Raw genomic sequence first — 22,795 nt, forward strand, 5'->3', positions numbered from 1 at the left:
ATATGGATCTAAGTCTATTCTGGTGGGCGCTTCCCCTGTGATCGACACGCGAACGCTCCCGTTCGGGACGTTCATCGTCGGCAACGGAGCGTTCGCGACATCGGGCGATGGAGTCGGCTCGTGCGCGGCCAGTCCGAGGGACGCCCTGAGTGCATCCACCGCACCCAGGGACGCCCTTGTCACACCCCAGACCAGCGCACCGAAGGCGTCCTACAACACCTCCGGCAACACACACAGCCCCGGGACCCTTAACGAGAAACCTCAATGTGGCATTCACGGACTTGGCAATCCGGCTTCGCGACGTGCGAGTGCGAACTGTCTACTATGGTCGCTGGCACGCGAGGACGAGTCTCCTCGGAGGCATCGTGACCGGTCAGCATTTAGTCCTTTGTGGACAGAACCGACCACGGAGCCCACTTCACCCGTTCGTGTCGCACATATGTTCTATCGGCGCGGTATGATGGTGGCGTGTCCGGGAATCTGTCCACCCTGGAACCGCCGCAGGACATGTGGCGGCGATCCGGTCGTGAACTCGCCGATGAGGTGCGTACGCGACTGGAGTCCCTGTGGCGCTTGGACGCCGAGCTTGGCAAGTACCTTGCGGAGATCGAGACACGCGGTGTGTCCGAGCTGTACGGGTATGGGTCGACAGCGGCATGGTTCGCGCACATGGCACGAATGTCGCGGGGTGAAGCCAAAAAATACCTCGACCGCGCCCACGGACTGAACCCTGGCCGCAACATCGACGGCACCGAACTCCCCGCCACCGCGCCAGCAACGCGTGCCGCCGCACTCGACGGTGAGATCGGCCCGCACCACAGCGACCGGATCCTCCACTTCCTCAAGAAGGTCCCCGCTTTTGTGTCCGACGAGGACAGAAGCAGCGCCGAGAAAATCCTCGTCGAACTCGCCCGCCACGCCACACCACAGGAAGTGGTCAAGGCCGCCGACGAGATCCTGGCACGGATGGACCAGGACGGAAAAGAACCAAAAGACCCGGACCCGCCGGAACGGAAGCCCGAGTTACGACTGCGGCAGCGCAAGGACGGCTGGTACGACATCGACGGACAACTCGACCCCATCACCGGCACCCGCCTCAGCACCATCCTCGACCCGCTGGCCACACCACGGCCCGCCGGGGAAGACAGGTGGCCGGATCTGCGGTCACCGTCCCAGCGCTACGGGGAAGCCTTCGGCGAAGCCATCGCCATGCTCGCCAACGTGCCCGACGTCCCCGGCGGCAACCGCGCCCAACTCCTGGTCACGGTCACGCTCGAAGACTTGAAGTCGAAGCTGGGCACCGCGTGCCTGGACATGGTCAGCACCATCACCGCCACCGAAGCCCGCATGCTCGCCTGCGACTGCCACGTCATCCCCGCCGTCCTCAGCACCAAGAGCGAACCCCTCGACCTCGGCAGAGCCAAACGACTCGTCACCCCAGCACTACGAAAAGCACTGGTAATCCGAGATGGCGGCTGCGCCTTCCCCGGCTGTCACCGCAAACCCCGACACTGCGACGCCCACCACATAACCCTGTGGACCCACGGCGGACACACCATCCTCCGGAATCTCGTCCTGCTCTGCGGCGCCCACCACCGACTCCTCCACAAAGCCAACTGGACAGTCCGCATCGCCGAAGACGGACTCCCCGAATTCATCCCGCCCGACTACGTGGATCCGCTACGCACACCCCGAAGAAACAACCTTCACGTCCCCACCATCGTCTAGCGGATGTCTCGTAAAATGAACGATCGTGACGATTGTCTTGTCCGTACCGAACAGCGAGTCCGCGGCCGTCCTGCGGCTGCGCCCGTGGCGGCTGGACGACCTGCCGGCGCTGGTCGCGGCACATCGCGATCCGGCACTGCGTCGTTGGCTGGCCAACTCTCTGGCCGACGAAGCCGAGGCGCGACAGTGGTTGGCTGTACAGGCTGCCGGCTGGGATTCCGCGACGCGGTTCAGTTTCGCGGTGGTGGCCGAGGAGAACGACTACGCACCCGTCGGCCACGTTGTGGTGAAGGTGGGGACCGCCGGTGTGGCTGAAGTCGGCTACTGGACGACGGCCCAGGTCCGGGGGCCCGGCTCGGCGGGCAACAGGCACGTGCACTCGCCGCCGGGAAGCTGACGAGGACACCAGGTCCTTGAACGACAAGCTCAAAGAAAGAAGCCCTGCACATAAGGATCTGCGAGAGCACGCATCTCGGTAGGTGACCCCGTGGCGACGGTGCGGCCATCACGCAGAAACACCATCTGGTCGGCGACCCCGGTTTCGGTCAGCAGCGTGACGTCGTGAGTTATGGTCAGCACGGCGGCACCGGTATCGGCGTAGGCGCGTAGAGCGGCCCACACCTCCCAGGCGGTGTCCCTGTCGAGGGACGCGCTGGGTTCGTCCACGACAAGGAGGTCGGGGCCGGGTAGCAAGGCAGCGGCCAGCGCCGCCCGCTGGATCTGCCCGCTGGAATGCTGTTGCGGATACAGATCGAGCACCTCCGCCGGGTACGACGCCGCCGCGCAGGCCTCCTCGACACTCCGGCCGCGATGCAGCCGTTGGCGCTCGTGTAGCTGCGCGCCAACCGTTTGCTCGGCCGCGAAGGCCGTGACCCCGAACTGCGGCACGAGGCCGACGGTTCCGGCGCGGAGCTGTCGCCACTGCCGCTCGTCTCGCACGGCCGTGCCGTTGATGCGCACGTCCCCGGTGCTGCGCGCGGCCGAGGGAAGCTGACCCGTCAGCGCCGCGGCGACGATCGACTTACCGCACCCGGATTCTCCCAGCAGCGCGGTGATCCGCCCTGCCGGGACCACGAGGCGCACCGAGTCCAGGATCGTCCCGCTCCACCGGCCCGTGTCGACCCGAACGGTCAGATCGCTCAGCTCGGCGATCACACCCGGCTCATCGGTACTCGGCCGGTCGGAAGCCTCGATGGACGCCGTCTTTTCCCACCGCGTCAGCGTATTCGGCGAAGTCCAGGTTCACCAAGGAAAGAGTGGCGTCGATCGACGCGAGTTCCGAGACCAGGGCACGGAAGATGCGGCCCGGTTCTTCTTCGTCGTCCAGATCGACGATGGCCACGCTGCGGTCTTGCGGGCGTTTCGCCGCCGACGCCATGGTGAGCCCGTCCGCAACGGCCAGGTAGGCATACTCGCCGCCGTCCGGGACGAGGGTGAGCAGCTGTTGTGTCGTCATGCCTTCGAAGTGCGGATCGTCGACTACCCGCACGTCCGTGAGCAGACCCTCGGGAGCGTAGCCGCGAAGTAGCGCACACAACTCGCCCCAGGCTTGGGGATGAGTGAAATCGGTGCGGATCACGAGCGCGCCGTCACCGTCCGGGAGCATTTTCACTGGCCTCCGCCCTCCTGGTGACCGGCGCGACCTTAACCCCGCGGAGCGCGGAACCGGCCGATCCAGTGACCTTCGGGCAGCCAGAACTGCCTGACCGTCACCGGCAGGACGTTCAGTTCACGCAGCCCGCCGCGGAGCCGACCCGCGGCGAAGAGAGGGACGGCGGTTCCGCCGGAGTACTGGGCGTGCTGGTGTTGGCCACCGGCCGGACACCACTGCCGCCCTGGCTCCCCGTGCCCGAGGACGCGGTGACCGCCGGGGCGGCGAACGCCGTGCGCACGAATTCGCGCACCTGCGCCGGATCCACCTGGACGGCGTCGCCGTCGTAGGGCGTCGGCAGCGAAAGGCTTTGCACCGGGATGGTGGCGAAGCCGATCGAACCCGAGCTCAGCCCGCGCAGCTGACGGGCGAAGCTCAGCACGTCCCAGCCCTTGTCGAGCACGACCGAGCCTTGCACGGCCGACATCAGCGCATCCAGTTTGGCCGGGTTGGTCAGCGTCCCCGCGCCGAGGACCTTCTTGGCCATGCTGGACAGGAACGCCTGCTGCCGGGCGATCCGGTCGAGATCGCCGTTGGGCAGGTCGTACCGCTGCCGGACGAAGGCGAGTGCCTGCGCGCCGGACAGGGTTTGCGGACCGGCGGAGAAGTCCGCGCCGGAGTGGCTCTCGTGCACCGGCGCGTTGAGGCAAACCTCGACGCCGCCGACGGCGTTGCTCAGCGCGTAGAAGCCGGCGAGGTTCACGGCGGCGTAGTGGTTGATGGTGAGCCCGGTGAACTGTTCGACGGTCTGGATCGCGCTCTTCGCCCCGGCCTCGTTGGCCTGGACTTCCAGCTGTGGCCCGGAAATCCCGCGCGCGCTCAGCGTGGACTTCGCGTTCGCCTTGGCCCGGCTGTACGCCGAATTGATCTTGTGCTTGCCCAGCCCGCCCGCGATGTCCACATAGGAGTCACGCGGGATCGAGATCGCCGTCGCGGCTGCCCCGCCCACCGGGATGTGCACCACGATCATGGTGTCCGTGGTGTCGCCGCCGTCGGTGTTGCTCCCCGCGTGCAGCGCGTCGAGCACGTTCTGCGGCAGCGGTTCGCCGTTCGCGTCGGTGCGCGAGTCCAGCCCGACCAGCAGGATGTTCTGCGCCGTCTGGAGCGGCTGGCCGATCTGCTCGGCCGGCACCCGGCCGGACGGGGAGATGACGTCGGCGGTCACCAACGACGCGTCGAGGCGGCTTAGTTGTGACCACGCGTAACCGGTGGCGCCGAGGACGAGCGTCGACACCACTCCCAGCGCGACGCGGCCGCCGATGCGGCGGCCCCGAGACGTGAGCAGCACGACGAACTCCCCTTGCCTTCCCTGACGCGGATTCCCGACCCCGCATTCGAGGATCACCGCGTTAGCTGGGAAGAACCTGAGAAACCTGTCGCAAACCCGTGTGGACCGCCCGCACAGCCCAATATCACACAACGCTGGGTAATCGACAAGGCACTCCGTGCCCGGAAACCGCCCGCCGTCAGCGCGGCATGCGGCGCCAGATCGCGCGCGGCAGCAGCCGCAGGACCGCGAACATCGGCCGCAGGATGCCCGGCACCCAGACCGTGCCACGCCCACGGCGAAGGGCGGCGACCGTCGCGTCGGCGACCTGGTCCGGAGTGCTGGAGAACGGCGCGGGCGACATGCCCTCGGTCATCCTGCCGATCACGAATCCGGGTCGCACCACCAGGAGCCGCACCCCGCTGCCATGCAGCGCGTCGCCGAGACCGCTCGCGAAGCCGTCGAGACCGGCCTTCGCCGAACCGTAGACGTAGTTGGCCCGCCGCACCCGCACCCCGGCGACCGAGGAGAACACGACCAGCGTGCCGTTCCCCTGCTCCCGCAGCAGGTTCGCCGCGTGAGTCAGCACACCGACCTGCGCGACGTAGTCGGTGTGGACGATCGCCGCCGCGTGTGCGGCGTCGGCCTCGGCCCTGGCCTGGTCGCCGAGGATGCCGAAGGCCAGCACCACGACGTCGAGCGGGCCGTGCTCGGCCGCGATCTTCGTCAGGAACGGCCCATGGGCGGCGAGGTCGTCGGCGTCGAACTCGGCGCAGGCCACGGATTCGGCCCCGGCTTCGCGCAGCAGGGCGCTTTCCGCCGTCAGCTCGGCGCTCCGGCGCGCGGCCAGCACGACGCGACGCGCGCCGCCCGCCACCAGCCGCCGCGCCACGACGAGGCCGATTTCACTGCGTCCGCCGAGGATCAGGACCGTTCCGCTCACGCCGGGCAGTCTGCCATTCCGCCGACCGGCCCAGCGGATCGGGCTGTGGTCCAGACCTCATCGGGCTACGAGGAGCGCAGGAGCCAAGTTCCTCCGAACGGCGGACTGACAGCAGCCGGTCGGCACGTTCTCATAGGAACCCCGGGTTTGTTGTGAGTCGCAACAAACCCGCGTACTGGACCGAGGGCTGACAAGGAGGTCACCCGATGCCCAGCCCGATCACCCTCCCCGCCCGCGTCGGAAGACGACGCTTTCTCCTGCTCATCGGTGCCATGACGGCCGCGGTGCTGATCACGCTCCCGCTGACCATGCGGGCGCAGGCCGCGCTGCCGCCACCGCCGTCCGGCTGGACGCAGGTCTTCGCCGACGACTTCGACGGCGCCGCGGGCAGCAAGGTCAACCCGGCGAACTGGCAGTACACCACCGGCACCAGCTACCCCGGCGGCCCGCCGAACTTCGGCACCGGCGAGGTCGAGACGATGACCGACAGCACGAGCAACGTCGCCCTCGACGGCCAGGGCAACCTGCGGATCACCCCGGTGCGCGACGGCGCCGGGAAGTGGACGTCCGGCCGGATCGAGACGGTCAGATCCGATTTCCAGCCGCCCGCGAACGGCACCCTGCGCGTCGAATCGCGGCTCCAGATGCCCAATGTGACCGGTGACGCGGCCAAGGGCTACTGGCCCGCGTTCTGGATGCTCGGCGCGCCGTTCCGCGGCAACTGGTGGAACTGGCCGGGCATCGGCGAGTTCGACATCATGGAGAACGTCCAGGGCCTCAACAACGAGTGGGCCACCGTCCACTGTGGAGTATCACCTGGCGGGCCGTGCAACGAGACCACCGGCATCGGCGGGCAGCACGTGTGCCCCGGCACCGCCTGCCAGGCCGGCTTCCACACCTTCGCGCTCGAATGGGATCGCGGCGTCAACCCGCAGCAGCTGCGCTTTTACGTCGACGACGTCAACTTCCACACCGTGCGCCAGGACCAGGTCGACGCGACGACCTGGAAGAACGCCACCGATCACGGCTTCTTCCTGATCCTCAACGTCGCGATGGGCGGCGGGTTCCCCGACGCGTTCGGCGGCGGACCGACCGCGGCCACGAAGTCCGGTGTCCCGATGGTCGTCGACTACGTCCGCGTCCTCTCCCGCGGCGGTGGGGCGACGACCACGACGCCGACCACACCGCCGAATTCCGGTACGCGGGACGCCTACGGCCGGATCGAGGCGGAATCGGCCGACACGCTGACCGGGCTGAGCACCGAACCGAGCGCCGACGCCGGGGGCGGGCAGAACCTCGCACAGGCGAAGAACGGGCAGTGGGCGCTGTACCGGAACGTCGATTTCGGCGGTACCCCGGCGAGTCAGTTCAACGGCCGGGTCGCGAGCGGCGCGGGCAACGGCGTCAGCGGACTGGTCGAAGTGCGGCTCGACAGCGCCACGGCCGCTCCGATCGGTAGTTTCGCCATCGCCTCCACCGGCGGCTGGCAGGCATGGAGAACCGTGCCGGCGAACATCACCGGCGTCACCGGAAAGCACGACGTGTACCTCACGTTCACCAGCGGCCAGCCCGCCCCGTTCGTCAGCCTCAACTGGTTCACCTTCGGGCACTGAAGACGAAGGAAACAGCAATGTCCACAAAGCACAGTCCACAGCGCACCGGACGGCGGCTGCGCCGCGCGTTCGCGGCGATACTCCTGCTTGCCGGTGCCGTCGCCGTCGCGACCCCGCAGGCACAGGCGGCAGCGGGCCAGTTCCCGTTGACACTCAAGAACAACACCGGCGGGAAGTGGAGCGACGCCCAGGTCCACGTCACGATTCTGGGCATGCCGGAGCCCGGCGGAAAATGGCACTACCTCAAACCCGACGGCACGTTCACCCCGATCAACCACAACGACGAGACCGCGCCGGGGCACCTGACCAAGAAGGGCCGGAACTACGCGAACATGTCGTTCACCCTGGCCCAGGCGTCGACGGTCACGATGCCGCCGAGCGTATACGGCGGCCGGATCTACCTCTCGCTCGGTTCGCCGACGTACCTGCCGATCGCCGCGGACGACAGCGGCTGGGGCGGCCCGGACCTGAACAACCCCGCCGATCCGAACGCCGACGTGTACCTCGACTGGTACGAGTACACCTTCGCCAACGGCAAGGCCAACTTCGGCGGGAACACCACACAGGTCGACATGTTCGGGTTCCCGATGACCGCGCGCCTGCAGCAGTCTTCGACCGGCTACGACCAGACGGTCGGCGTCACGGCGAGCCGCGACCAGGTGTTCTCCCGGTATTCCGGCGAGGTGGGCGCGGCGTTCAAACCGCTCGCCGGTACCTACCGGATCCTCGCGCCGAGCGCCTCGCCGCTGTTCTCCCCCGGTGGCGCGCAGGCGAACTATTTCCAGTCCACCATCGACCAGGCGTGGAGCAAGTACACGGGCGGGTTCACGCTGACCCGGCTCGGCCAGAAGTTCACCGGGAAGGTCTCCGGCGACACACTCACCTTCACCAAGGATGGTTCCGCGCCGCAGTCGCTCAAGAAGCCGACCACGAAGGACGTCGTGACGTGTTCCGGCGCGCTCGCTTCGCCGGGAATGAGCGGCATCGAACTCGAACTCGGCGCGGAGTTCTGCGCGGCCTTCAACCGGGGCGTCGCGCAGGACACGGCGAAGTGGTACACGCCTTCGGCGTATTACACCGGGGCGACGCAGAACGACTACGCGAAGTTCTTCCACTCCGTCGGCATCGATCACCGTGCGTACGGGTTCGCCTACGATGACATCAACGACCAGAGTTCGGTCAAGATCCTCGGCAACAGCAGTCCGCCGAGTGCGCTCACGCTGAGCGTCGGCTGGTGAGCCGCGCGCCGGAGTGGCCGCCCGAGAAAGGGACGCCACTCCGGCGCGCCGGAATTCCCGGTGAATCGCCGGGAGAAACATAAAGGAACACCGCCGGGGAACACCGGCGACGTCAAGCCGCGTGATGCCGTCCGACACCGGCCAGGCGGGTCAATTCGCGACGCTCCGCCGCGGTCGTACCGCCGAACACGCCATGGTCCAGCCCGTTGCGCAGTGCGTGGGAAAGGCACTGCGCGCGTACCGGGCAGCGGGCGCACACGGCCTTGGCCTGCCGGGTCTGGCGGGCTCCCGGCCCGACCTCGGAGATCGGGAAGAACAGTTCCGGGTCCTCGTTACGGCAGGCAGCTTCGGCCTGCCATTCCGTCGTCATGGCATCCATTTCCGTCATTCACCTCCTCAGTTCATTGTCTTTTCGCGTCAACCGACTTCTCGAATCGCACAGACCCCGGCCACCACGGCGAGGCGGATTTCGCCGGGCGGGACGGGAGAGGCCGCCGAAGAGCGGCCCGAGTCCCAACGCACGGGCACCTGGTTTTACTCCCCCGGTCACGCTGTCGGCTCGGTCACCTTCCGCGCGAGCGCATCGTCCAGTGTCACCCGTACGAGCCCCGCTGCCAACCGGGCCAGTGCTTTTCCCTCGACCTTCCGGGCAAGCTCGGAGGTGTCCTGAGGCAGCCCCAGCTTCTTCGCGCCCTGTAACGCCTTCGTATCCAGCTGTGGCCGGAACTCCGGCCACACCTCCTGGACCTCCCTGGCGAAGATGGCCGCGCCCACCGGGCCGATGCGGGGGAATTTCGTGAGCCGGTCCCGCAGCACGTCGATGTCCCCGTCCGCCGCTTCGCGTACCCGGCGGAGGTCGCCGTGGTAGCGGTCGAGGAGTAGTTCCGCGCCCTCCCCGAGAGCGGTCGCGGTCTGCTCGTCGTAGCGCCGGTAGTGCGCGCGGCCCAGCGCGTCGACGCGGTCCTGCCAGCTCGCCTCCGCCATCGCCCGGGGCGTCCCGAACCCGGCCGCGTGCAGCTCCCGCGCCGCGGCGACCGCGATGTCGGCCTTGATCCGCGTCGAGAGCAGCAGCGAGAGCGTCAACAGCCGGTACAGCGGGGAAGGCTTGTCGGCAAGGTTGATCCCGGCCTCGGCGGCATACGTCCGGCCGGCCTCCCGCAGGAGCCGGTCCACCGTCTCCTCAGTAGTCATTCCGATCGGCTACCCGATGTTCCGCGCCTCATACACGTGCCGCGCGATCAGCCTTGACCAAATCGTTACCACCTGGCGGCCCGCTCACCGCACCTGTCAAGAGACAGGCGACACGCGGCGCGAGGGGACGGTGAGGGAACGCGTGCGTGCTGACGACGACTTCGACACGTTCTTCCGGGCCGAATTCCCAGCACTGGTGGGCTTTCTGTGCAAGATCGGCACCGAGGTGATCGTGGCGCGCGACGTGGCCGCCGACGCGATGCTGCTCGCCTACGAGTCCTGGTCGTCGATCGAGCACCCCCGCGCCTGGGTGCGGGGCGTGGCGGGCAGGCTCGCCACCGAACGGGCCCGCGTCGACGCCGGTCCGCGGGCCGACTGGTTCCCGCCCGCCGAGCCCGCCGACGACAAGCTGGTCACGCTCGTCGCCCAGCACGCCGAGATCGTCGACCTCCTTTCCGTACTCCCCCGCCAGCAACGGACCGTGCTGGCGTGGCTGCTCGACGGATTCACCCCGGCCGAGACCGCGCAGGCGCTGAAGATCTCCCCCGCGACGGTCCGCTCCCACCGCAGGCACGCGCGGGAACGATTGAGACAGCGGTTCCCCGCCGCCCGGCGACCACACGACAAGAGGTGAGGCAGAGATGCCGGAAACCGCCTACGGCGATCAGGCGATCACCGAAGCACTGCGCACCGCGGACGCCGCACTGGCCGACACGCTCCACACCGGCGTCGACGTCGAGGGCGCGCTGCTCCGGCTGAAGAACCGCGCGCTGGTACGGGAACTGGCCTCGGCGGGCCGGCCCGCCGATCCCTTTCCGTCACACTGGCGCCTGCTCGACGCGCCGGTCGCCGACGCGATCGAGGGTGATCCCTTCGCGGTCGAACAGCTGCTGGCGGCGATCCGGCCGCTGGTCGTGCGGTACTGCCGGGCCAGGGTCGGCAGGCTGGAAAGGTCCTACGCCTCGGCGGACGATGTCGCGCAGGAGGTGTGCCTCGCGGTGCTCACGGCCCTGCCGACCTACCACGACCAGGGCCGTCCCTTCCTCGGCTTCGTCTACGGCATCGCGCAGCACAAGGTGGCCGACGCGCACCGCGCGGTGGCACGCAACCGCGCCGACCCGGTCGCCGATGTGCCCGAAGCGGCCGAGGCGGCCGTCGGGCCGGAACAGTACGCGTTGCAGAACGAGCTGAACGAGCGCATGGCCCAGCTGCTGAGCGTGCTGCCCGACCGGCAGCGGGAGATCGTGGTCCTGCGGGTGGTCGTCGGCCTGTCCGCCGAGGAGACGGCGGACGCGGTGGGCTCGACGCCCGGCGCGGTCCGGGTCGCCCAGCACCGCGCGCTGGCCCGGCTGCGGAAGCTCCTCACCACCGGGACGCGCTGAGCCCGGTCAGGACCGCCGGGTGTCGCGCGAGACGCTGACCCGGTCGACGATGAACTCCGCGAGCGCCACCGCGGGTCCCTCCGCCGTTTCCCGGGACAGCAGCATGAACTCGATGTCCCCGGGGTCCGGCAGGCCGCAGTCCGGCGGCAGTTCGGCGAGGTCGGCCGGGATGAGGCTGCGCGCGTGCAGGCTCACGCCGAGCCCGGCGGTGGCCGCCGCGCGCAGGCCGGTCAGGCTCGAGGTCTGGCAGGCGGCCCGCCAGTCCAGCCCGGCGCGTTCGAGGCATTCCACCGCGATCTGCCGGGTGATCGACGGCATCGGGTACTGCACGAGCGGCACCGGCTGGCCGGGTTCGATCACCGTGGCCGCGGAACCGATCCACACCAGGGGTTCGCGCCACAGCAGCCGTCCCCTCACCGCTCCCGGCCTGCGTTTGCCGAGGACGACGTCGAGCTGTCCGGCACCGAGCCGTTGAGCCAGCGTGTCCGACAGTTCCACGGTGAGTTCGACGTCGACGAGCGGATGACTGTGCCGGAGCCTGCGGAGGATGTCCGGAAGCTCGCCGAGCGCGAAGTCCTCCGACACCCCCAGCCGCACCCGGCCACGCAGCTCGGCGCCGCGGAAATGCCGCTCGGCGCGGTCCTCGGTGTCCACGATCGTCTGCGCGAAGCCGAGCATCGCCTGCCCGCGCGCGGTGAGATCCACGGCGTGGGTGTCCCGCGCGAAGAGCAGCCCGCCGACCGCGTCCTCCAGCCGCCGGATGTGCTGGCTCACCGTGGGCTGGCCCACACCCAGCCGCCGGGCCGCGGCGGTGAAGCTGCGGGTCTCGGCGACCGCGAGGAACGACCGGCACAGGCGAGGATCCAGCACGCGGGAAGTTTATCGCGTTCCCCGATAACAGTCAGTGCGGTCATCGGGGTTCACAATGATCATTCGCGCGGCGAGAATGAACAGGGAAGGGAGATCCATGACCACCGTATTCGCGACGCTGACCAAGCCCCTCACCGCCGTGCTGGCCAAGCTCCGTATCGACCCGTTCATCGCGGGGATCCTGGCCACCGTGGGCGTCGCGTCCCTGCTCCCCGCCTCCGGCGTGGTCGCGCAGGGCTTCGGGGTGGCGACGAACATCGCGGTCGGGCTGCTGTTCTTCCTCTACGGCGCGCGGCTGTCGACGCAGGAGGCACTCGACGGGCTGCGGCACTGGCGGCTGCACACCCTGGTGCTGTGTGCCACGTTCGTGCTCTTCCCGCTGCTCGGGCTCGCCACCGCCGTGCTGTCACCGGGCCTGCTGAGCCCGGACCTCTACACCGGCGTGCTGTTCCTATGCGTCCTGCCGTCGACGGTGCAGTCGTCGATCGCGTTCACCTCGATCGCGCGGGGGAACGTCGCGGCCGCGATCTGCAGCGCGTCGCTGTCGAACATGCTCGGCATCGTGTTCACCCCGCTGCTGGTGGCGTTGCTGCTGTCCACCGACGGCGGCGGGATCAACGGCTCCGCGGTGCTCGACATCGTCCTGCAGCTGCTGGTGCCGTTCGTGGCGGGACAGCTGGCGCGGCGCTGGATCGGCGACTGGATCACCCGGCATTCCGCGCCGCTCAAGATCTTCGACCGCGGCTCGATCCTGCTGGTCGTGTACACCGCGTTCAGCGCGGGGATGACCGAGGGCATCTGGCACCGGATCGACCTGCTGAGCCTGCTCGTGCTGGCCGCGGTGTGCGCGGTGATCCTGGGCCTGGTGCTCTCGGTGACCGGCGCGGGCGCGAAGCTGCTCGGCTTCGGCCGCGCGGACCGCATCACGATCCTGTTCTGCGGCTCGAAGAAGAGCCTCGCCAGCGGCCTCCCGATGGCGACCGTCCTTTTCGGACACGACAGGGTCGGGCTCATCGTGCTGCCGTTGATGCTCTTCCACCAGATCCAGCTGATCGTCTGCGCGGCGCTCGCCCGCCGGTACGCCCGGGAGGACGTGCCCGAACCGGACGACGCGCTCGTGCGCGCCGCCTGAGCGGTCCCCTGCTCAGCAGCTGCCTCCTTCACCGAAGCTGCTGCACGCGTCCTGCTGGTACGGGGCCGCTCGCCACTCGTCGAACGTCAAGCCCCGCGAAGGATCGTGGGCGACAAAGGTCCATGGCCCGTAGTACTTGTTGTCACGCCACTGGTTTTCCTGGTGGAAGGTGATTGCCTCCGAAATCACCGCGCCCTTGTACGGCGACCACGCCGGGTACGTCCCGTAGTTCGAGAGCACCGCCATCCGCCCGCACAGCGACGAGCATCCCGGGATGGCCGGGTCGAACTCGAAGGTGTTGTCGGACACGACGACCCCCTTCGTCTTCCACCGGCAGTCGCTGTACAACGGTTCCGTGGCGATCCCGGGCTGGACGCAGTCCGAGGCGGATGTCACCAGCCGCGTGCAGGACAGCGTGGACGTGTTGGCCGGGCTGTTGCAGAACCGGTCCGCGTTCTCCCACAGGGTGATCCCGGACCAGTTGTCCGAGAACATGTTGCCGCGGATCTCGATCTTGTCGGTCCTGGCGGGCAGCCGCGGTTCCCCGCCCGACTCACTGATGTACACCGAGGCGACCGGGAACTTGTCACCCCGTTCCGCGCGCCAGCGGCCGCGCGTCCAGGCGTTGCGGTTGAAGGTGTTCCCGCTCAGGACGAGGTTGTACGAGATCTCGTAGAACAGGCCCTCGGCCTCGTTGTCCTCGATCAGGTTGTCCTCGATCAGGAAGTCGTTGTTGTTCGTGTCGGCCCACAGGCCGGCGCCGTGGTTGTGGTGCACCCAGTTGCCGCGGATGTCCGCGCCGTCGACTGCCCAGAACTTCGCGCCGCCACTGCATCCGCAGCCGGGCACCTTCGTCTCCCAGTCGTCGGTGTTGTTCCCGGTGATCTCGTTGCCTTCGACGACCAGATCACGGACGCCGCCGCCCGAGCGGTAGGCGTTGATCCCGTACTGGCCGTTGTTCCGCAGGCAGTTCCCGCGGACCCGCTGCCCGGCGCCCGCCATCATCGCGGCGCCCCGGTTCTCCTCGATGACGTTGCCCTCGATCACCCAGCCCGGCGCCGAATCGTGGTTGACCACACCCTGGTCCTGCGGCGCGACGAAGCCCCGGATGGTCAGCCCCCGGATCACCACGCCGGCGGCCTGCTGGGTGAAGGCCGCCCGGTTGGTCCCACCGCCGTCCAGCACCGCCCCCGGCGCGCCGAGGTAGACGTCGCCGTCCTTCGGGATCACCTGGCCGAACTGGTCCGGCGCCAGGTGATGGGTGCCAGGGCTCAGCCAGAAGGTCGTCCCCGGTGGGCTGCTGCGGGTCCTGGCCGACAGATCGGTGCCCGGCTCCACCACGTCGGCTCCCTGCGGGGCCTCGGCGACGCCGAACACGCCGTCGCACACCCCACCGGTGGCCGCCGCCGTTCCCGAAACGACCACCTGCGAGACGAGCAGTATCAACACCACGGGCAGGACGCGCGCCTTCATCATGCCTCCGGAACACCGATTCGCCCGCCTGCCCATGGCGGCGGGGAGCCTCTTCGGACAGCGCGCTGCCGACCACACAGGATGGTCCAGGCACCCTCGCCGTTCGCCGGTGCCGAAGGAAAATTCCCTGGCTCGCCTCACGCGTCCCAGAAGTCGCTGCCCGGGTCCCCGTCGTTACACGGTTACGCCGAGTGCCGTCCCGGGTGTCACTCGGGCTGTACGCCAGGCAGCGTACGAACCGCGGCGAGGTATTCGGCGACGAGCGTGCGCACGATTTCGCCCGCGGGCCGGATGTCGTCCACCAGACCGGCGCTTTGCCCGGCTTCGATCTTGCCGTTGTCGACGTCCCCGTCGAAGGCCGCCATTTTCAGGGTGGACTTCCCGAAGCGGAGCCGGCGGTCCTCCACGCTCGCGCCCTCGCGTTCGAGCTTGGTCATGTCGCGGGTGAAAGTGTTGGGCAGCGCCCGGATGACGCCCAGTTCCCGGCCGACCGGCTGGGCGTCGGTGACCGTCGCGGTCAGGACCGCCCGCTGGTAGGCGGGGTGGACGTTCGCCTCGGTGCTCGCCAGGAACCGGGTGCCGAACTGCGCCGCCCCTGCCCCGAGCGCGAGTGCTGCGGCCAGCCCGGCGCCGTCGGCGAAGCCGCCCGACGCGATGAGCGGCAGATCCGGTACGGCACGGGCGACCGCCCGGACGATCACCAGTGTCGAGACCAGGTCCGGCGGCGGATGCCCGCCCGCTTCGGCACCGACCACGATCAGGCCGTCCACTCCGGCATCGGCGGCTTTGCGCGCGTGCTCCGGGCTCGCGACGACGTGCAGGCAGACGGTGCCCGCGGCGTGGAACCGGTCGAGATAGCGCCGCGGCCCGCCCTGCGAGGCGATGAGGACCGGGACCCGTTCCGCCAGCAGCAGGTCGATCGTCTCCTCGACGCCCTTGCGGTAGAGCGGGAGGTTGACGGCGAACGGGCGATCGGTGCCCGCGTGCAGGGCACGGACCGCGTCGCGCAGGTCGCCGGGACGCATCGGCCCCGCGGCGAGCACGCCGAGGCCACCGGCGTGGGACACCGCGAGTGGCAGCTCCGGCGAGGACGAGGCCCAGGACATCCCGGCCTGCACGATCGGCAGGTCGATGCCGAGCAGCCGGGTGACGTCGGTTTCGATCGCTGTCATCGGCCGTCCAAACTCTGCCCGTTCAAACTCTGCCCGTTCAAGATGTGTGTGGCGTGCTCGGCCAGCTGGTTCTTCTGGATCTTCGCGCTCGCGGTCATCCCGATGCCCTCGAAACCGTCGACGATCCGGAGGTGGCGCGGGACCTTGAACCCCGCCATCTCGCCGCGGCACCACTCGATCAGCTCGTCGGCAGCAGGGGCGGCGCTGTCGTTGAGGACCACGAAGGCGAACGGGACCTCCACGAGCCGTTCGTCGGGGACGCCGACCACCGCGGCCTGGCGGATCGCCGGATGCCGATGCAGCACCGCCTCGACCTCGGTCGGCGCGACGTTCTCCCCGCCGACCCGGATCAGTTCCTTCGCGCGGCCGGTGAACAGCAGCCGCCCGTCGGCACGCAGGACGCCGAGGTCGCCGGTGGACAGCCAGCCGCCGGCGTCGAGCACCGCCGCGGTCTGCTCCGGCATCGCGTAGTAACCCCGCATGACGTTCCAGCCGCGGACCAGGATCTCGCCCGGCTGCCCGGGCTCGGCGTCGTCTCCGGTGACGAGATCCCTTACGCGTACGGAAACTCCGGGCTCCGGTGGCATGCTGCCGTCCACCCGCAGGTCCTCGTCCTCCCACCACGCCGACTGCGCGACGTTGGGAGAGGCTTCCGACAACCCGTAGCCGACCACGGCCTCGACGGCGCCCAGTTCGTCGATCACGCGCCGCACCACAGTCGGCGACGCCGCGAGCCAGGCACCGCGGAGGCTGAGCCGGTATCGCTCGCGATCCGGGTGATTGAGCAGCATCAGGGCGATGGTGTCGTTCCCGGCGAAGTGCGTGCATCTCTCGTCGGCCAGCAGGCGCAGCGCCGTTTCGGGGACGAACCTCTCCGCGGTGACCAAAGTGGACAGTTGCTGGATGCAGGCCAGGATCGACAACGTCGTGCCCGCCACGTGGAAGAACGGCCGTCCACTGTAGAACCGGTCGCCCGCGCGCAGCCCGAGCCGGGTGGCCGAGAAGAACGCGTCGGCACACATGTTCCGGTGGGTGAGCAGCACGCCCTTGGGAAACGACGTGGTCCCCGAGGTGTACTGGACGAGCGCGACGTCGTCGGGTTCGGCGCTTGGCTCGACCGGTTTTCCCGTGCCCGCCGCGAACTCGTCCCAGCTCAGTGCTCCCGCGGGCACGTCCTCGCCGATCACGACAACCTGTGCCAGCCGGGGAAGGTTCGGGTCGGGCAGCTCCTTGTCGACAGCGGGGCAGATTTCCCGGAGCATCGTGACGAAGGCGGAGCTGAGCACCTTGTCCGCCACGAACAGCAGCTTGACGTCCGACTGGCGCAGCGTGTATTCCAGTTCCGGCGCCTTGAAGCGGGTGTTCACCGGCACGGTCACCGCGCCCAGCGAAGTGATGGCCAGGAACAGTGCCACCCAGCGAGGCCCGTTGCCGAGGCACAGTCCGATATGGTCACCCCGATCGACACCCGCGTTGTGCAGCGCCGAACGCAGCACCGCGACCTGCTCGGCCAGCTCGGCGTAGGTGACGCGCTCGTGGGCGTTGACGACGGCTTCGACGTCGGGGACCACGGTCGCGGCGCGGCGCAGGGCGGCGTCCGTCGTGAGTGGACAGATGCCCGTCAGGTCCAGTTCTCTCGGGTCCACTGTGGTCACTCTCCGATCCGGTCCGCGAACTCGGCCACGCCCCGCCGCCACCCGCCGTCGGCGAGATTCCGTTCGATCGCGGCGAGCTCGATACGGATCCCGGTGGTCAGCGCCGCCTCCTCGCCGAGATCGACCGACTGCTTGGTCAGGCTCAGCGCGAGCGGCGGCGCCGCCAGGATCGCCTCGACCGTTTCCGTCACCAGTTTCGCCAGTTCACCGGCGGGCGCAAGCCGGGTCACCAGGCCGAGGCTCGCGGCCTCCTCCGCGTCCACCACCCGACCGGTGAACAGCAGTTCCTTCGCGCGCCGTTTGCCGATGACGCGCTGCAGCCGCTGGGTGGCGCCGATCGTGCCCCAGTGCGGTTCGGGGAAGCGGAAGGTCGCGGCCCCCGAGGCGAGGACGAAGTCGCAGCTCATGGCGATCTCGCCGCCGGAACCGACCACCGGACCGTCCACCACGGCGAACACGGGCTTCCCGCAGCGTTCGATCGTCTCGTAGGCGGCGAACGAGGCGAGCCGCCGCCTGCGAACCCAGGTCTCGTCCTTTCCCTTGCGCTCCTTGAGATCCGCGCCCGCGCAGAAGACCGGTCCGTCGGCCTTGAGCACGACGACGCGGACGTCGTCATCGGCGTCGAGGTCGGCGAAGACCTCCCGCAACGCCGTGCACATCGGGAGATTCAGCGCGTTGCGCGCCTCGGGACGGTTCAGGGTCACCTCGGCGACCCCGGCGTCCTTGCGCACCAGCACCGGGTCCACTTCAGATCACCTCTTCCGCGCGCAGCGTTTCGATTTCCTTTGTGGACAGACCGAGGTAGGCGGCCAGCACCGCGTCGGTGTCGGCACCCAGCCGTGGTGGCACCGCGGGTTCCGGATCTTCGTAGCCGTCGAGCCGCAGCGGGGTGCGCAGCGCGGGAAACCGGCCCTCGGCCGGATGGTCGAAGTGCCCCACCATGCCACGTGCGACGGTGTTCGGGTCTTCGAGCGCCTCACGCACGGAGTTGACCTCGCCGACCGGGACGTCGCGCTCACGCAGCGCACGGGCGAGTTCCGCCCGGGGCCGCTGCGCGAAAGCCGCGCGGAGTGCGCCCAGCACCCGGTCACGCTCCCGGAGACGTCCGGCGTTGGCGGCCAGCTCCGGATCGGCCGCGAGGTCGGCGAGCCCGAGGACCTCGCACAACGGAAGCCAGTGCTGATCGCTCGCGCTGAGGTGGAGCCAATGACCGTCCCGGCACTGGAAAGCCGCCGAAGGCACGCGGCCGGGGTGCTGCGTGCCCTGCCGGACGGGATCCTCGTCGTAGGCGAAGAGCCGCGCCGCGGCCAGCGCCAGCAGGCTCACCTGGACGTCCATCATCGCGATGTCCACATGGGCCCCCCGGCCGGTGCCGCCGCGCCCGACAAGTCCGATGAGGACGGCGATCATCGTCCACAGGCCGGAAGCGAGGTCGGCGACCGGGACACCCGCCTTCGCCGGGGGCGTGTCCGGGTGGCCGGTCAGGTGCATGATCCCGGACAGGGCCTGGAAAATCGTGTCGTAACCCTTGCGGTCACGGTACGGCCCGTCCTGGCCGAACCCGGTGTTGGACACGTAGACCAGGCCGGGGTTCACCGCGGACAGCGCTTCGTAGCCGAGCCCCATTTTGTCCAGTGTGCCGGGGAGGAAGTTCTCGACGACGACGTCGGCCTTGGCGGCCAGGTCACGGGCGAGTTCCCGCCCGCGTTCGGTCTTGAGATCGAGGGTGATCGAGCGTTTCCCGCGGTTGAACGCGAAGAAGTAAGCGCTTTCGCCCGCGGGCAGGCAGGGTTCCCAGCCGCGGGACTCGTCTCCGCGACCGGGACGTTCCACCTTGAGCACGGTGGCCCCGAGTTCGGCGAGTCCCTGGGTCGCGAACGGCCCCGCCAGCACCCGGGAGAAATCGAGGATCGTGATGCCGGACAACGGTTTCATCGGCGCTCCCGGAATCCACGCATGATCACGTTGACGTCCCGGCCCGCGCGCATCGCCTCGGCGTAGGGCAGATCGGCGACGCGGTGGAACAGCGTCTTCGTCGCGGCCATCGCCAGCGGGCTGGACTCGGCCCACCGGCGGGCGATCCGCAGGCCCTCGTCGAGCAGGTTCCCCGGCTCCGCGACACGGTTGGCCAGCCCCAGGTCGAGCATTTCCGGTGCGGTCAGCATCCGGCCGAGGCTGATCAGCTCGAAGGCCAGCTTGGGCCCGAGCTGCCGCTGCAGGCCGGTCATCACGACCGCGGGGACGATGGAGTGCTTCATCTCGGGGTACCCGAACTTGACGTCGGTGGCCACGACGGTCATGTCGGCGCCGATCGCCAGGCCCGCTCCCCCGCCGACCGCCGCGCCCTGCACCACCGAGACCACCGGGGTCGACAGCTCGCGCAGCAGGGACTGCGTCCGGCTGGTCAGTTCGGCCCGTTCCAGGACGGCGGCCGGGTTGTCCGGCGTCAAATGTCCGAACTCGGAAAGGTCGGCACCGGCGCAGAAACCGCGTCCGCTGCCCGCCAGTACCAGCGCGCGGACCTCCGGGTCGCGGTCGGCTTCGAGCAACGCGTCGTGCAGCGCTCCGGTGAGCGCCGTGTTGAGCGCGTTGAGTTTTTCGGGACGGTTGAGCCACAGGACGCGCACCGCCCCGTCGTCCTCGCTGAGCAGTACCTCAGGCATCGAGTTTTTCCTTCCGCCCCTTGGCGATCATGCTGTAGAGCTCGCGGCCCAGCGCCCGCTCGCAGAGTTCGGAGGCCGCCGCGACGCGGTCGGCGTCGAGCCCGGTGTCGACGCCCATCGCTTCGAAGAGGGCGACCAGGTCCTCGGTGCAGGCGTTCCCGGTGAGCCCCTGCCCGTAGGCGATCCGGGCGGGATGACCGCCGACGCCGCCGAAGGCCGTGTCGAAGTGACGGCAGCCCGCGTCCAGCGCCGCGACGCAGTTGGCGAGTGCGGTCCCCCGGGTGTTGTGCATGTGCGCGACCACGGGGATTTCGACCCCGGCCCGGTCGATCCGCCGGTAGAGATCGGCGACGGTCCTGGGCGTCGCGGCGCCGATGGTGTCCCCCAAAGTGATCAGGCCGGCGCCGAGTTCGGCGAAGCGGACGATGTCGGCGACGACCGAGCCGGGATCAACGGCCCCTTCGAAGGGACAGCCGAACGCGACCGAAACCACCCCGACCACGGTGAACTTCCCCTGCGCGAGCCGGGCCATCTCCGCGACGTTCTCCCACTGGGCCGCCCGGGTGGTCCGCAGGTTGCGTTCGGTGTGTCCCTCGGTCGCCGACACCAGGAAGCTCAGCTCCTCGGCGCCACGACCGGCGTCGAGGTCGGCGATCGCGCGCTGCACGGCCCGCGGGTTGGGGCAGGTCGCCTTGTACGCGACACCGTCGCGCCGGGGAAGACCGGCGAGCACGTCGGAAGCGTCGGCGAACGCGGGCACGTGCCGCGGGTGGCTGTAGCTCGTGGCCTCGATGCGGCGGAACCCCGCCGCGGTGAAGGCGGCGAGCAGCTCTAGCTTGGTTTCCGTGGGCACGAACCCGGCCTCGTGCTGCAGCCCGTCCCGGGCGAAGCACTCGCAGATCGTCACACGGTCTGCCATCGGTCCACCTCCTGAGGATCATTCACCCCAGGACTACCGGAGCAGTGTTGATAATGTCAACACTTAGAGAGACTGCTGACTTTCCAGTGCCTTCGCGAGCTTGCCAAGCTTGTCCAGCGCCGAATCCAGCGCGTCACGCTCGGCAGGCGTCAGGCAGACCAGGAACGCCTCGTTGCGCTCGTTGGCCGCCTCGATCAGCCCCTGATAGAGGGATTTCCCCTTGCGGCTCAGCGACAGCCGCGTGCTGCGCCCGGCACCGGACTCACGGACCAGCAGCCCGCGTTCGTCCAGTTTGGCCACCACCCTGCTCATCTGCGCCTTGTCCAGCCCGGCCCGCGCGGCGAGCTTGTTCAGCGTGAGCGGGGAATCCTCGCCCAGCAGGGCCAGCGTGCGCCACTCACCGAGGCTGACGTCGAAGTCGCGGCGGTACCGGGTCGCGGCACTGCGGGAGATCGCGTTGGCCACCCGGTGCATCCGGTAGGACAGCAGCTCGGAGATGGAAAGCAGCGTGGTCATCCGGCGATTCTAGGCCACCGGCGGGAGTCGCGGCCCGAAAACCGGGTGTTGACATTCTCAACACTCGGATCAAGACTCGGGGCGGCACCGGAGGCGCGTGCCTTCCTCTCGATCCCGGAGTGAGACAGTGACGTCGACTTCCCCCACCGGCCCCGCGGCGGCTCCCGTTCCCCGCGACCGGCTCTACCGCAAGGTCGCGTGGCGGATCATGCCGTTGCTGCTGGCCTGCTACGTGGTGAGCTTCATCGACCGGACCAACGTCGGCGTGGCACAGGTCCGGCTGAAGGCCGACCTCGGGTTCAGCGAAGGCGTCTACGGTCTGGCCGTCGGGCTGTTCTTCGTCGGCTTCATCCTCTTCGAGGTGCCGAGCAACATGCTGCTCGCGCGGATCGGCGCCAGAAAGACGCTGGTGCGGATCATGGTGTCGTGGGGCGTGGTCACGTTCCTGACCGTCTTCGCGACCACGCCCGCCCTGTTCTACGTGGCCCGCTTCCTGCTGGGCGTCGCCGAAGCCGGGTTCTTCCCCGGCGCGTTGTTCTATCTCGCGCAGTGGTTCCCCTCGGCCCGGCGGACCCGGATGACCGCCCTGTTCTTCCTCGGGGTTCCGCTGTCGGGCATCCTCGGCCCGCCGCTGTCCGGCTGGATCATGCACACCCTCGGCGGCGCGCTCGGCCTGAAGGACTGGCAGTGGCTGTTCGCGCTGGAAGCGCTTCCACCCATCCTGCTCGGCGTGCTGGTCATGCTGTTCTTCCAGGACAAACCGGCACAGGCGCGCTGGCTGAGCGAGCCCGAAAAGCAGGCGATCGCCGACGACCTCGGCGCCGACCAGGACCGCAAACAGACCGGGGCGAAGCACGGCGGGATGCTGCGTGCGCTGCGCGATCCCCGGGTCTACATCCTCGGTCTCGTCTCGTGCGGCTGCTACACCCTCGCCAACGCGGTCTCGTTCTGGACGCCGCTCGTGATCAACAGTTCCGGCGTCGGCAATGTGCTGGACATCGGCCTGCTCGCGGCGATCCCGCCGGTGCTGGGCATGGGCGTCATGCTGCTCGTCGGCCGCCATTCCGACCGAACCCTGGAACGACGGTGGCACGCGGCGGGCGCCGAGTTCTTCGCCGCCGCCTGCCTGATCGGCCTGTCGTTCGTGAGCGGCAATCCGTACCTCGTGATCGTGTTGCTGGCCTTGATGACCGCGGCGCACTACTCCGGCCTGACGGTTTTCTATTCGATCCCCTCGATCTACCTCTCCGGCCCGGGGGCCGCCCCGCGGCACCCCCACGGGTGGAACGAGGGGGGGGGGGGCCCGCCCCCCCCCCCCCCGCGGGGGGGGGGGGTTAAAAAAAAACAACCCATCGAGGTAGTACGCCGGGAACAAAAAACCC

At 69.1% G+C, this 22,795-nt stretch carries 23 protein-coding genes; 8 read left to right on the plus strand and 15 right to left on the minus strand.

All coding sequences use genetic code 11. The features are described from left to right. Positions 1 to 507: 507 nt before the first annotated feature. Positions 508 to 1,728, plus strand: coding sequence for a DUF222 domain-containing protein (locus ACFWY9_RS41795; protein WP_378341495.1), 1,221 nt, complete (start codon positions 508 to 510; stop codon positions 1,726 to 1,728). Positions 1,729 to 1,753: 25 nt separating this feature from the next. Continuing rightward, on the plus strand, positions 1,754 to 2,125 hold the full coding sequence (locus ACFWY9_RS41800; protein ID WP_378341481.1) for a GNAT family N-acetyltransferase: 372 nt from the start codon (positions 1,754 to 1,756) through the stop codon (positions 2,123 to 2,125). Between the two features lie 29 nt (positions 2,126 to 2,154). Here the strand turns inward: ACFWY9_RS41800 and ACFWY9_RS41805 are convergent, their stop codons facing one another. The 4 genes from ACFWY9_RS41805 to ACFWY9_RS41820 all read right to left on the minus strand — a co-directional run bounded on the left by ACFWY9_RS41805 (position 2,155) and on the right by ACFWY9_RS41820 (position 5,589). Further along, the gene (locus tag ACFWY9_RS41805) at positions 2,155 to 2,883 is read right to left on the minus strand and encodes an ATP-binding cassette domain-containing protein (RefSeq protein WP_378341482.1); all 729 of its coding nucleotides are present in this window, start codon (positions 2,881 to 2,883) and stop codon (positions 2,155 to 2,157) included. A gap of 7 nt (positions 2,884 to 2,890) precedes the next feature. After that, positions 2,891 to 3,334 carry a DUF6924 domain-containing protein gene (locus tag ACFWY9_RS41810; protein WP_378341483.1) on the minus strand — a complete coding sequence of 148 codons (444 nt, stop codon included), beginning with the start codon at positions 3,332 to 3,334 and terminating at the stop codon, positions 2,891 to 2,893. 118 nt (positions 3,335 to 3,452) lie between these two features. Continuing rightward, the gene (locus tag ACFWY9_RS41815) at positions 3,453 to 4,667 is read right to left on the minus strand and encodes an LCP family protein (protein WP_378324149.1); all 1,215 of its coding nucleotides are present in this window, start codon (positions 4,665 to 4,667) and stop codon (positions 3,453 to 3,455) included. A gap of 178 nt (positions 4,668 to 4,845) precedes the next feature. After that, positions 4,846 to 5,589 (minus strand): SDR family NAD(P)-dependent oxidoreductase, encoded by a 744-nt coding sequence (locus tag ACFWY9_RS41820; RefSeq protein ID WP_378324148.1) that lies wholly within the window; start codon positions 5,587 to 5,589, stop codon positions 4,846 to 4,848. Positions 5,590 to 5,795: 206 nt separating this feature from the next. Here ACFWY9_RS41820 and ACFWY9_RS41825 point away from each other — a divergent pair, with 206 nt between their 5' ends. Both ACFWY9_RS41825 and ACFWY9_RS41830 read left to right on the plus strand, forming a co-directional pair. Then, a complete protein-coding gene (locus ACFWY9_RS41825) occupies positions 5,796 to 7,202 on the plus strand; it encodes a carbohydrate-binding protein (RefSeq protein ID WP_378324147.1) in 1,407 nt (468 codons plus the stop codon). 17 nt (positions 7,203 to 7,219) lie between these two features. Next, complete coding sequence (locus ACFWY9_RS41830) at positions 7,220 to 8,440, plus strand: glycoside hydrolase family 64 protein (RefSeq protein ID WP_378341484.1); 1,221 nt, start codon at positions 7,220 to 7,222, stop codon at positions 8,438 to 8,440. 112 nt (positions 8,441 to 8,552) lie between these two features. Here the strand turns inward: ACFWY9_RS41830 and ACFWY9_RS41835 are convergent, their stop codons facing one another. Both ACFWY9_RS41835 and ACFWY9_RS41840 read right to left on the minus strand, forming a co-directional pair. Beyond that, the gene (locus ACFWY9_RS41835) at positions 8,553 to 8,819 is read right to left on the minus strand and encodes a WhiB family transcriptional regulator (protein WP_378341496.1); all 267 of its coding nucleotides are present in this window, start codon (positions 8,817 to 8,819) and stop codon (positions 8,553 to 8,555) included. A 167-nt stretch (positions 8,820 to 8,986) separates the two neighbouring features. Further along, positions 8,987 to 9,631, minus strand: coding sequence for an endonuclease (locus tag ACFWY9_RS41840; protein WP_378341485.1), 645 nt, complete (start codon positions 9,629 to 9,631; stop codon positions 8,987 to 8,989). Between the two features lie 142 nt (positions 9,632 to 9,773). On the opposite strand from ACFWY9_RS41840, the gene ACFWY9_RS41845 reads away from it, so the two are divergent. Both ACFWY9_RS41845 and ACFWY9_RS41850 read left to right on the plus strand, forming a co-directional pair. Next, a complete protein-coding gene (locus ACFWY9_RS41845; RefSeq protein ID WP_378341486.1) occupies positions 9,774 to 10,265 on the plus strand; it encodes an RNA polymerase sigma factor in 492 nt (163 codons plus the stop codon). Positions 10,266 to 10,461: 196 nt separating this feature from the next. Then, on the plus strand, positions 10,462 to 11,013 hold the full coding sequence (locus tag ACFWY9_RS41850; protein ID WP_378341497.1) for a sigma-70 family RNA polymerase sigma factor: 552 nt from the start codon (positions 10,462 to 10,464) through the stop codon (positions 11,011 to 11,013). 6 nt (positions 11,014 to 11,019) lie between these two features. Here ACFWY9_RS41850 and ACFWY9_RS41855 read toward each other — a convergent pair whose 3' ends face one another. Continuing rightward, positions 11,020 to 11,883 carry a LysR substrate-binding domain-containing protein gene (locus ACFWY9_RS41855; RefSeq protein ID WP_378341487.1) on the minus strand — a complete coding sequence of 288 codons (864 nt, stop codon included), beginning with the start codon at positions 11,881 to 11,883 and terminating at the stop codon, positions 11,020 to 11,022. A gap of 97 nt (positions 11,884 to 11,980) precedes the next feature. On the opposite strand from ACFWY9_RS41855, the gene ACFWY9_RS41860 reads away from it, so the two are divergent. Further along, entirely contained in the window at positions 11,981 to 13,015 is a 1,035-nt protein-coding gene (locus tag ACFWY9_RS41860; RefSeq protein ID WP_378324142.1) for a bile acid:sodium symporter family protein, read from the plus strand. Positions 13,016 to 13,027: 12 nt separating this feature from the next. On the opposite strand, the gene ACFWY9_RS41865 is transcribed toward ACFWY9_RS41860, so the two are convergent. The 8 genes from ACFWY9_RS41865 to ACFWY9_RS41900 all read right to left on the minus strand — a co-directional run bounded on the left by ACFWY9_RS41865 (position 13,028) and on the right by ACFWY9_RS41900 (position 21,413). Then, entirely contained in the window at positions 13,028 to 14,491 is a 1,464-nt protein-coding gene (locus ACFWY9_RS41865; RefSeq protein ID WP_378341488.1) for a right-handed parallel beta-helix repeat-containing protein, read from the minus strand. Between the two features lie 203 nt (positions 14,492 to 14,694). Beyond that, on the minus strand, positions 14,695 to 15,660 hold the full coding sequence (locus ACFWY9_RS41870; RefSeq protein WP_378341489.1) for an NAD(P)H-dependent flavin oxidoreductase: 966 nt from the start codon (positions 15,658 to 15,660) through the stop codon (positions 14,695 to 14,697). Then, positions 15,657 to 17,306, minus strand: a complete 1,650-nt coding sequence (locus ACFWY9_RS41875) for an AMP-binding protein (RefSeq protein ID WP_378341490.1) — start codon at positions 17,304 to 17,306, stop codon at positions 15,657 to 15,659. The genes ACFWY9_RS41870 and ACFWY9_RS41875 overlap by 4 nt, the downstream gene beginning before the upstream one ends. Before the next feature lie 5 nt (positions 17,307 to 17,311). After that, the gene (locus ACFWY9_RS41880; RefSeq protein WP_378324138.1) at positions 17,312 to 18,061 is read right to left on the minus strand and encodes an enoyl-CoA hydratase/isomerase family protein; all 750 of its coding nucleotides are present in this window, start codon (positions 18,059 to 18,061) and stop codon (positions 17,312 to 17,314) included. A gap of 1 nt (position 18,062) precedes the next feature. Beyond that, complete coding sequence (locus tag ACFWY9_RS41885; RefSeq protein ID WP_378341491.1) at positions 18,063 to 19,250, minus strand: CaiB/BaiF CoA transferase family protein; 1,188 nt, start codon at positions 19,248 to 19,250, stop codon at positions 18,063 to 18,065. Further along, positions 19,247 to 19,978, minus strand: a complete 732-nt coding sequence (locus tag ACFWY9_RS41890; protein ID WP_378341492.1) for an enoyl-CoA hydratase/isomerase family protein — start codon at positions 19,976 to 19,978, stop codon at positions 19,247 to 19,249. Before ACFWY9_RS41890 ends, ACFWY9_RS41885 begins: the two co-directional genes overlap by 4 nt. Beyond that, positions 19,971 to 20,897, minus strand: a complete 927-nt coding sequence (locus ACFWY9_RS41895; RefSeq protein ID WP_378341493.1) for a hydroxymethylglutaryl-CoA lyase — start codon at positions 20,895 to 20,897, stop codon at positions 19,971 to 19,973. Before ACFWY9_RS41895 ends, ACFWY9_RS41890 begins: the two co-directional genes overlap by 8 nt. 63 nt (positions 20,898 to 20,960) lie before the next feature. Beyond that, a complete protein-coding gene (locus ACFWY9_RS41900; RefSeq protein ID WP_378324134.1) occupies positions 20,961 to 21,413 on the minus strand; it encodes a MarR family winged helix-turn-helix transcriptional regulator in 453 nt (150 codons plus the stop codon). A gap of 127 nt (positions 21,414 to 21,540) precedes the next feature. On the opposite strand from ACFWY9_RS41900, the gene ACFWY9_RS41905 reads away from it, so the two are divergent. Beyond that, on the plus strand, positions 21,541 to 22,795 hold a 1,255-nt coding region (locus ACFWY9_RS41905; protein ID WP_378341494.1), incomplete at its 3' end, for an MFS transporter.

This window comes from Amycolatopsis sp. NPDC059027 (assembly GCF_042739735.1).
GTDB lineage: Bacteria > Actinomycetota > Actinomycetes > Mycobacteriales > Pseudonocardiaceae > Amycolatopsis.

Coding starts and splice junctions, on each gene's coding strand:
- ACFWY9_RS41890 (WP_378341492.1), bottom strand. CDS start 19,978: ATGCCTGAGGTACTGCTCAGCGAGGACGACGGGGCGGTGCGCGTCCTG.
- ACFWY9_RS41885 (WP_378341491.1), bottom strand. CDS start 19,250: ATGAAACCGTTGTCCGGCATCACGATCCTCGATTTCTCCCGGGTGCTG.
- ACFWY9_RS41870 (WP_378341489.1), bottom strand. CDS start 15,660: ATGACAGCGATCGAAACCGACGTCACCCGGCTGCTCGGCATCGACCTG.
- ACFWY9_RS41810 (WP_378341483.1), bottom strand. CDS start 3,334: ATGCTCCCGGACGGTGACGGCGCGCTCGTGATCCGCACCGATTTCACT.
- ACFWY9_RS41900 (WP_378324134.1), bottom strand. CDS start 21,413: ATGACCACGCTGCTTTCCATCTCCGAGCTGCTGTCCTACCGGATGCAC.
- ACFWY9_RS41830 (WP_378341484.1), top strand. CDS start 7,220: ATGTCCACAAAGCACAGTCCACAGCGCACCGGACGGCGGCTGCGCCGC.
- ACFWY9_RS41825 (WP_378324147.1), top strand. CDS start 5,796: ATGCCCAGCCCGATCACCCTCCCCGCCCGCGTCGGAAGACGACGCTTT.
- ACFWY9_RS41840 (WP_378341485.1), bottom strand. CDS start 9,631: ATGACTACTGAGGAGACGGTGGACCGGCTCCTGCGGGAGGCCGGCCGG.
- ACFWY9_RS41795 (WP_378341495.1), top strand. CDS start 508: ATGTGGCGGCGATCCGGTCGTGAACTCGCCGATGAGGTGCGTACGCGA.
- ACFWY9_RS41835 (WP_378341496.1), bottom strand. CDS start 8,819: ATGGATGCCATGACGACGGAATGGCAGGCCGAAGCTGCCTGCCGTAAC.
- ACFWY9_RS41860 (WP_378324142.1), top strand. CDS start 11,981: ATGACCACCGTATTCGCGACGCTGACCAAGCCCCTCACCGCCGTGCTG.
- ACFWY9_RS41865 (WP_378341488.1), bottom strand. CDS start 14,491: ATGATGAAGGCGCGCGTCCTGCCCGTGGTGTTGATACTGCTCGTCTCG.
- ACFWY9_RS41895 (WP_378341493.1), bottom strand. CDS start 20,897: ATGGCAGACCGTGTGACGATCTGCGAGTGCTTCGCCCGGGACGGGCTG.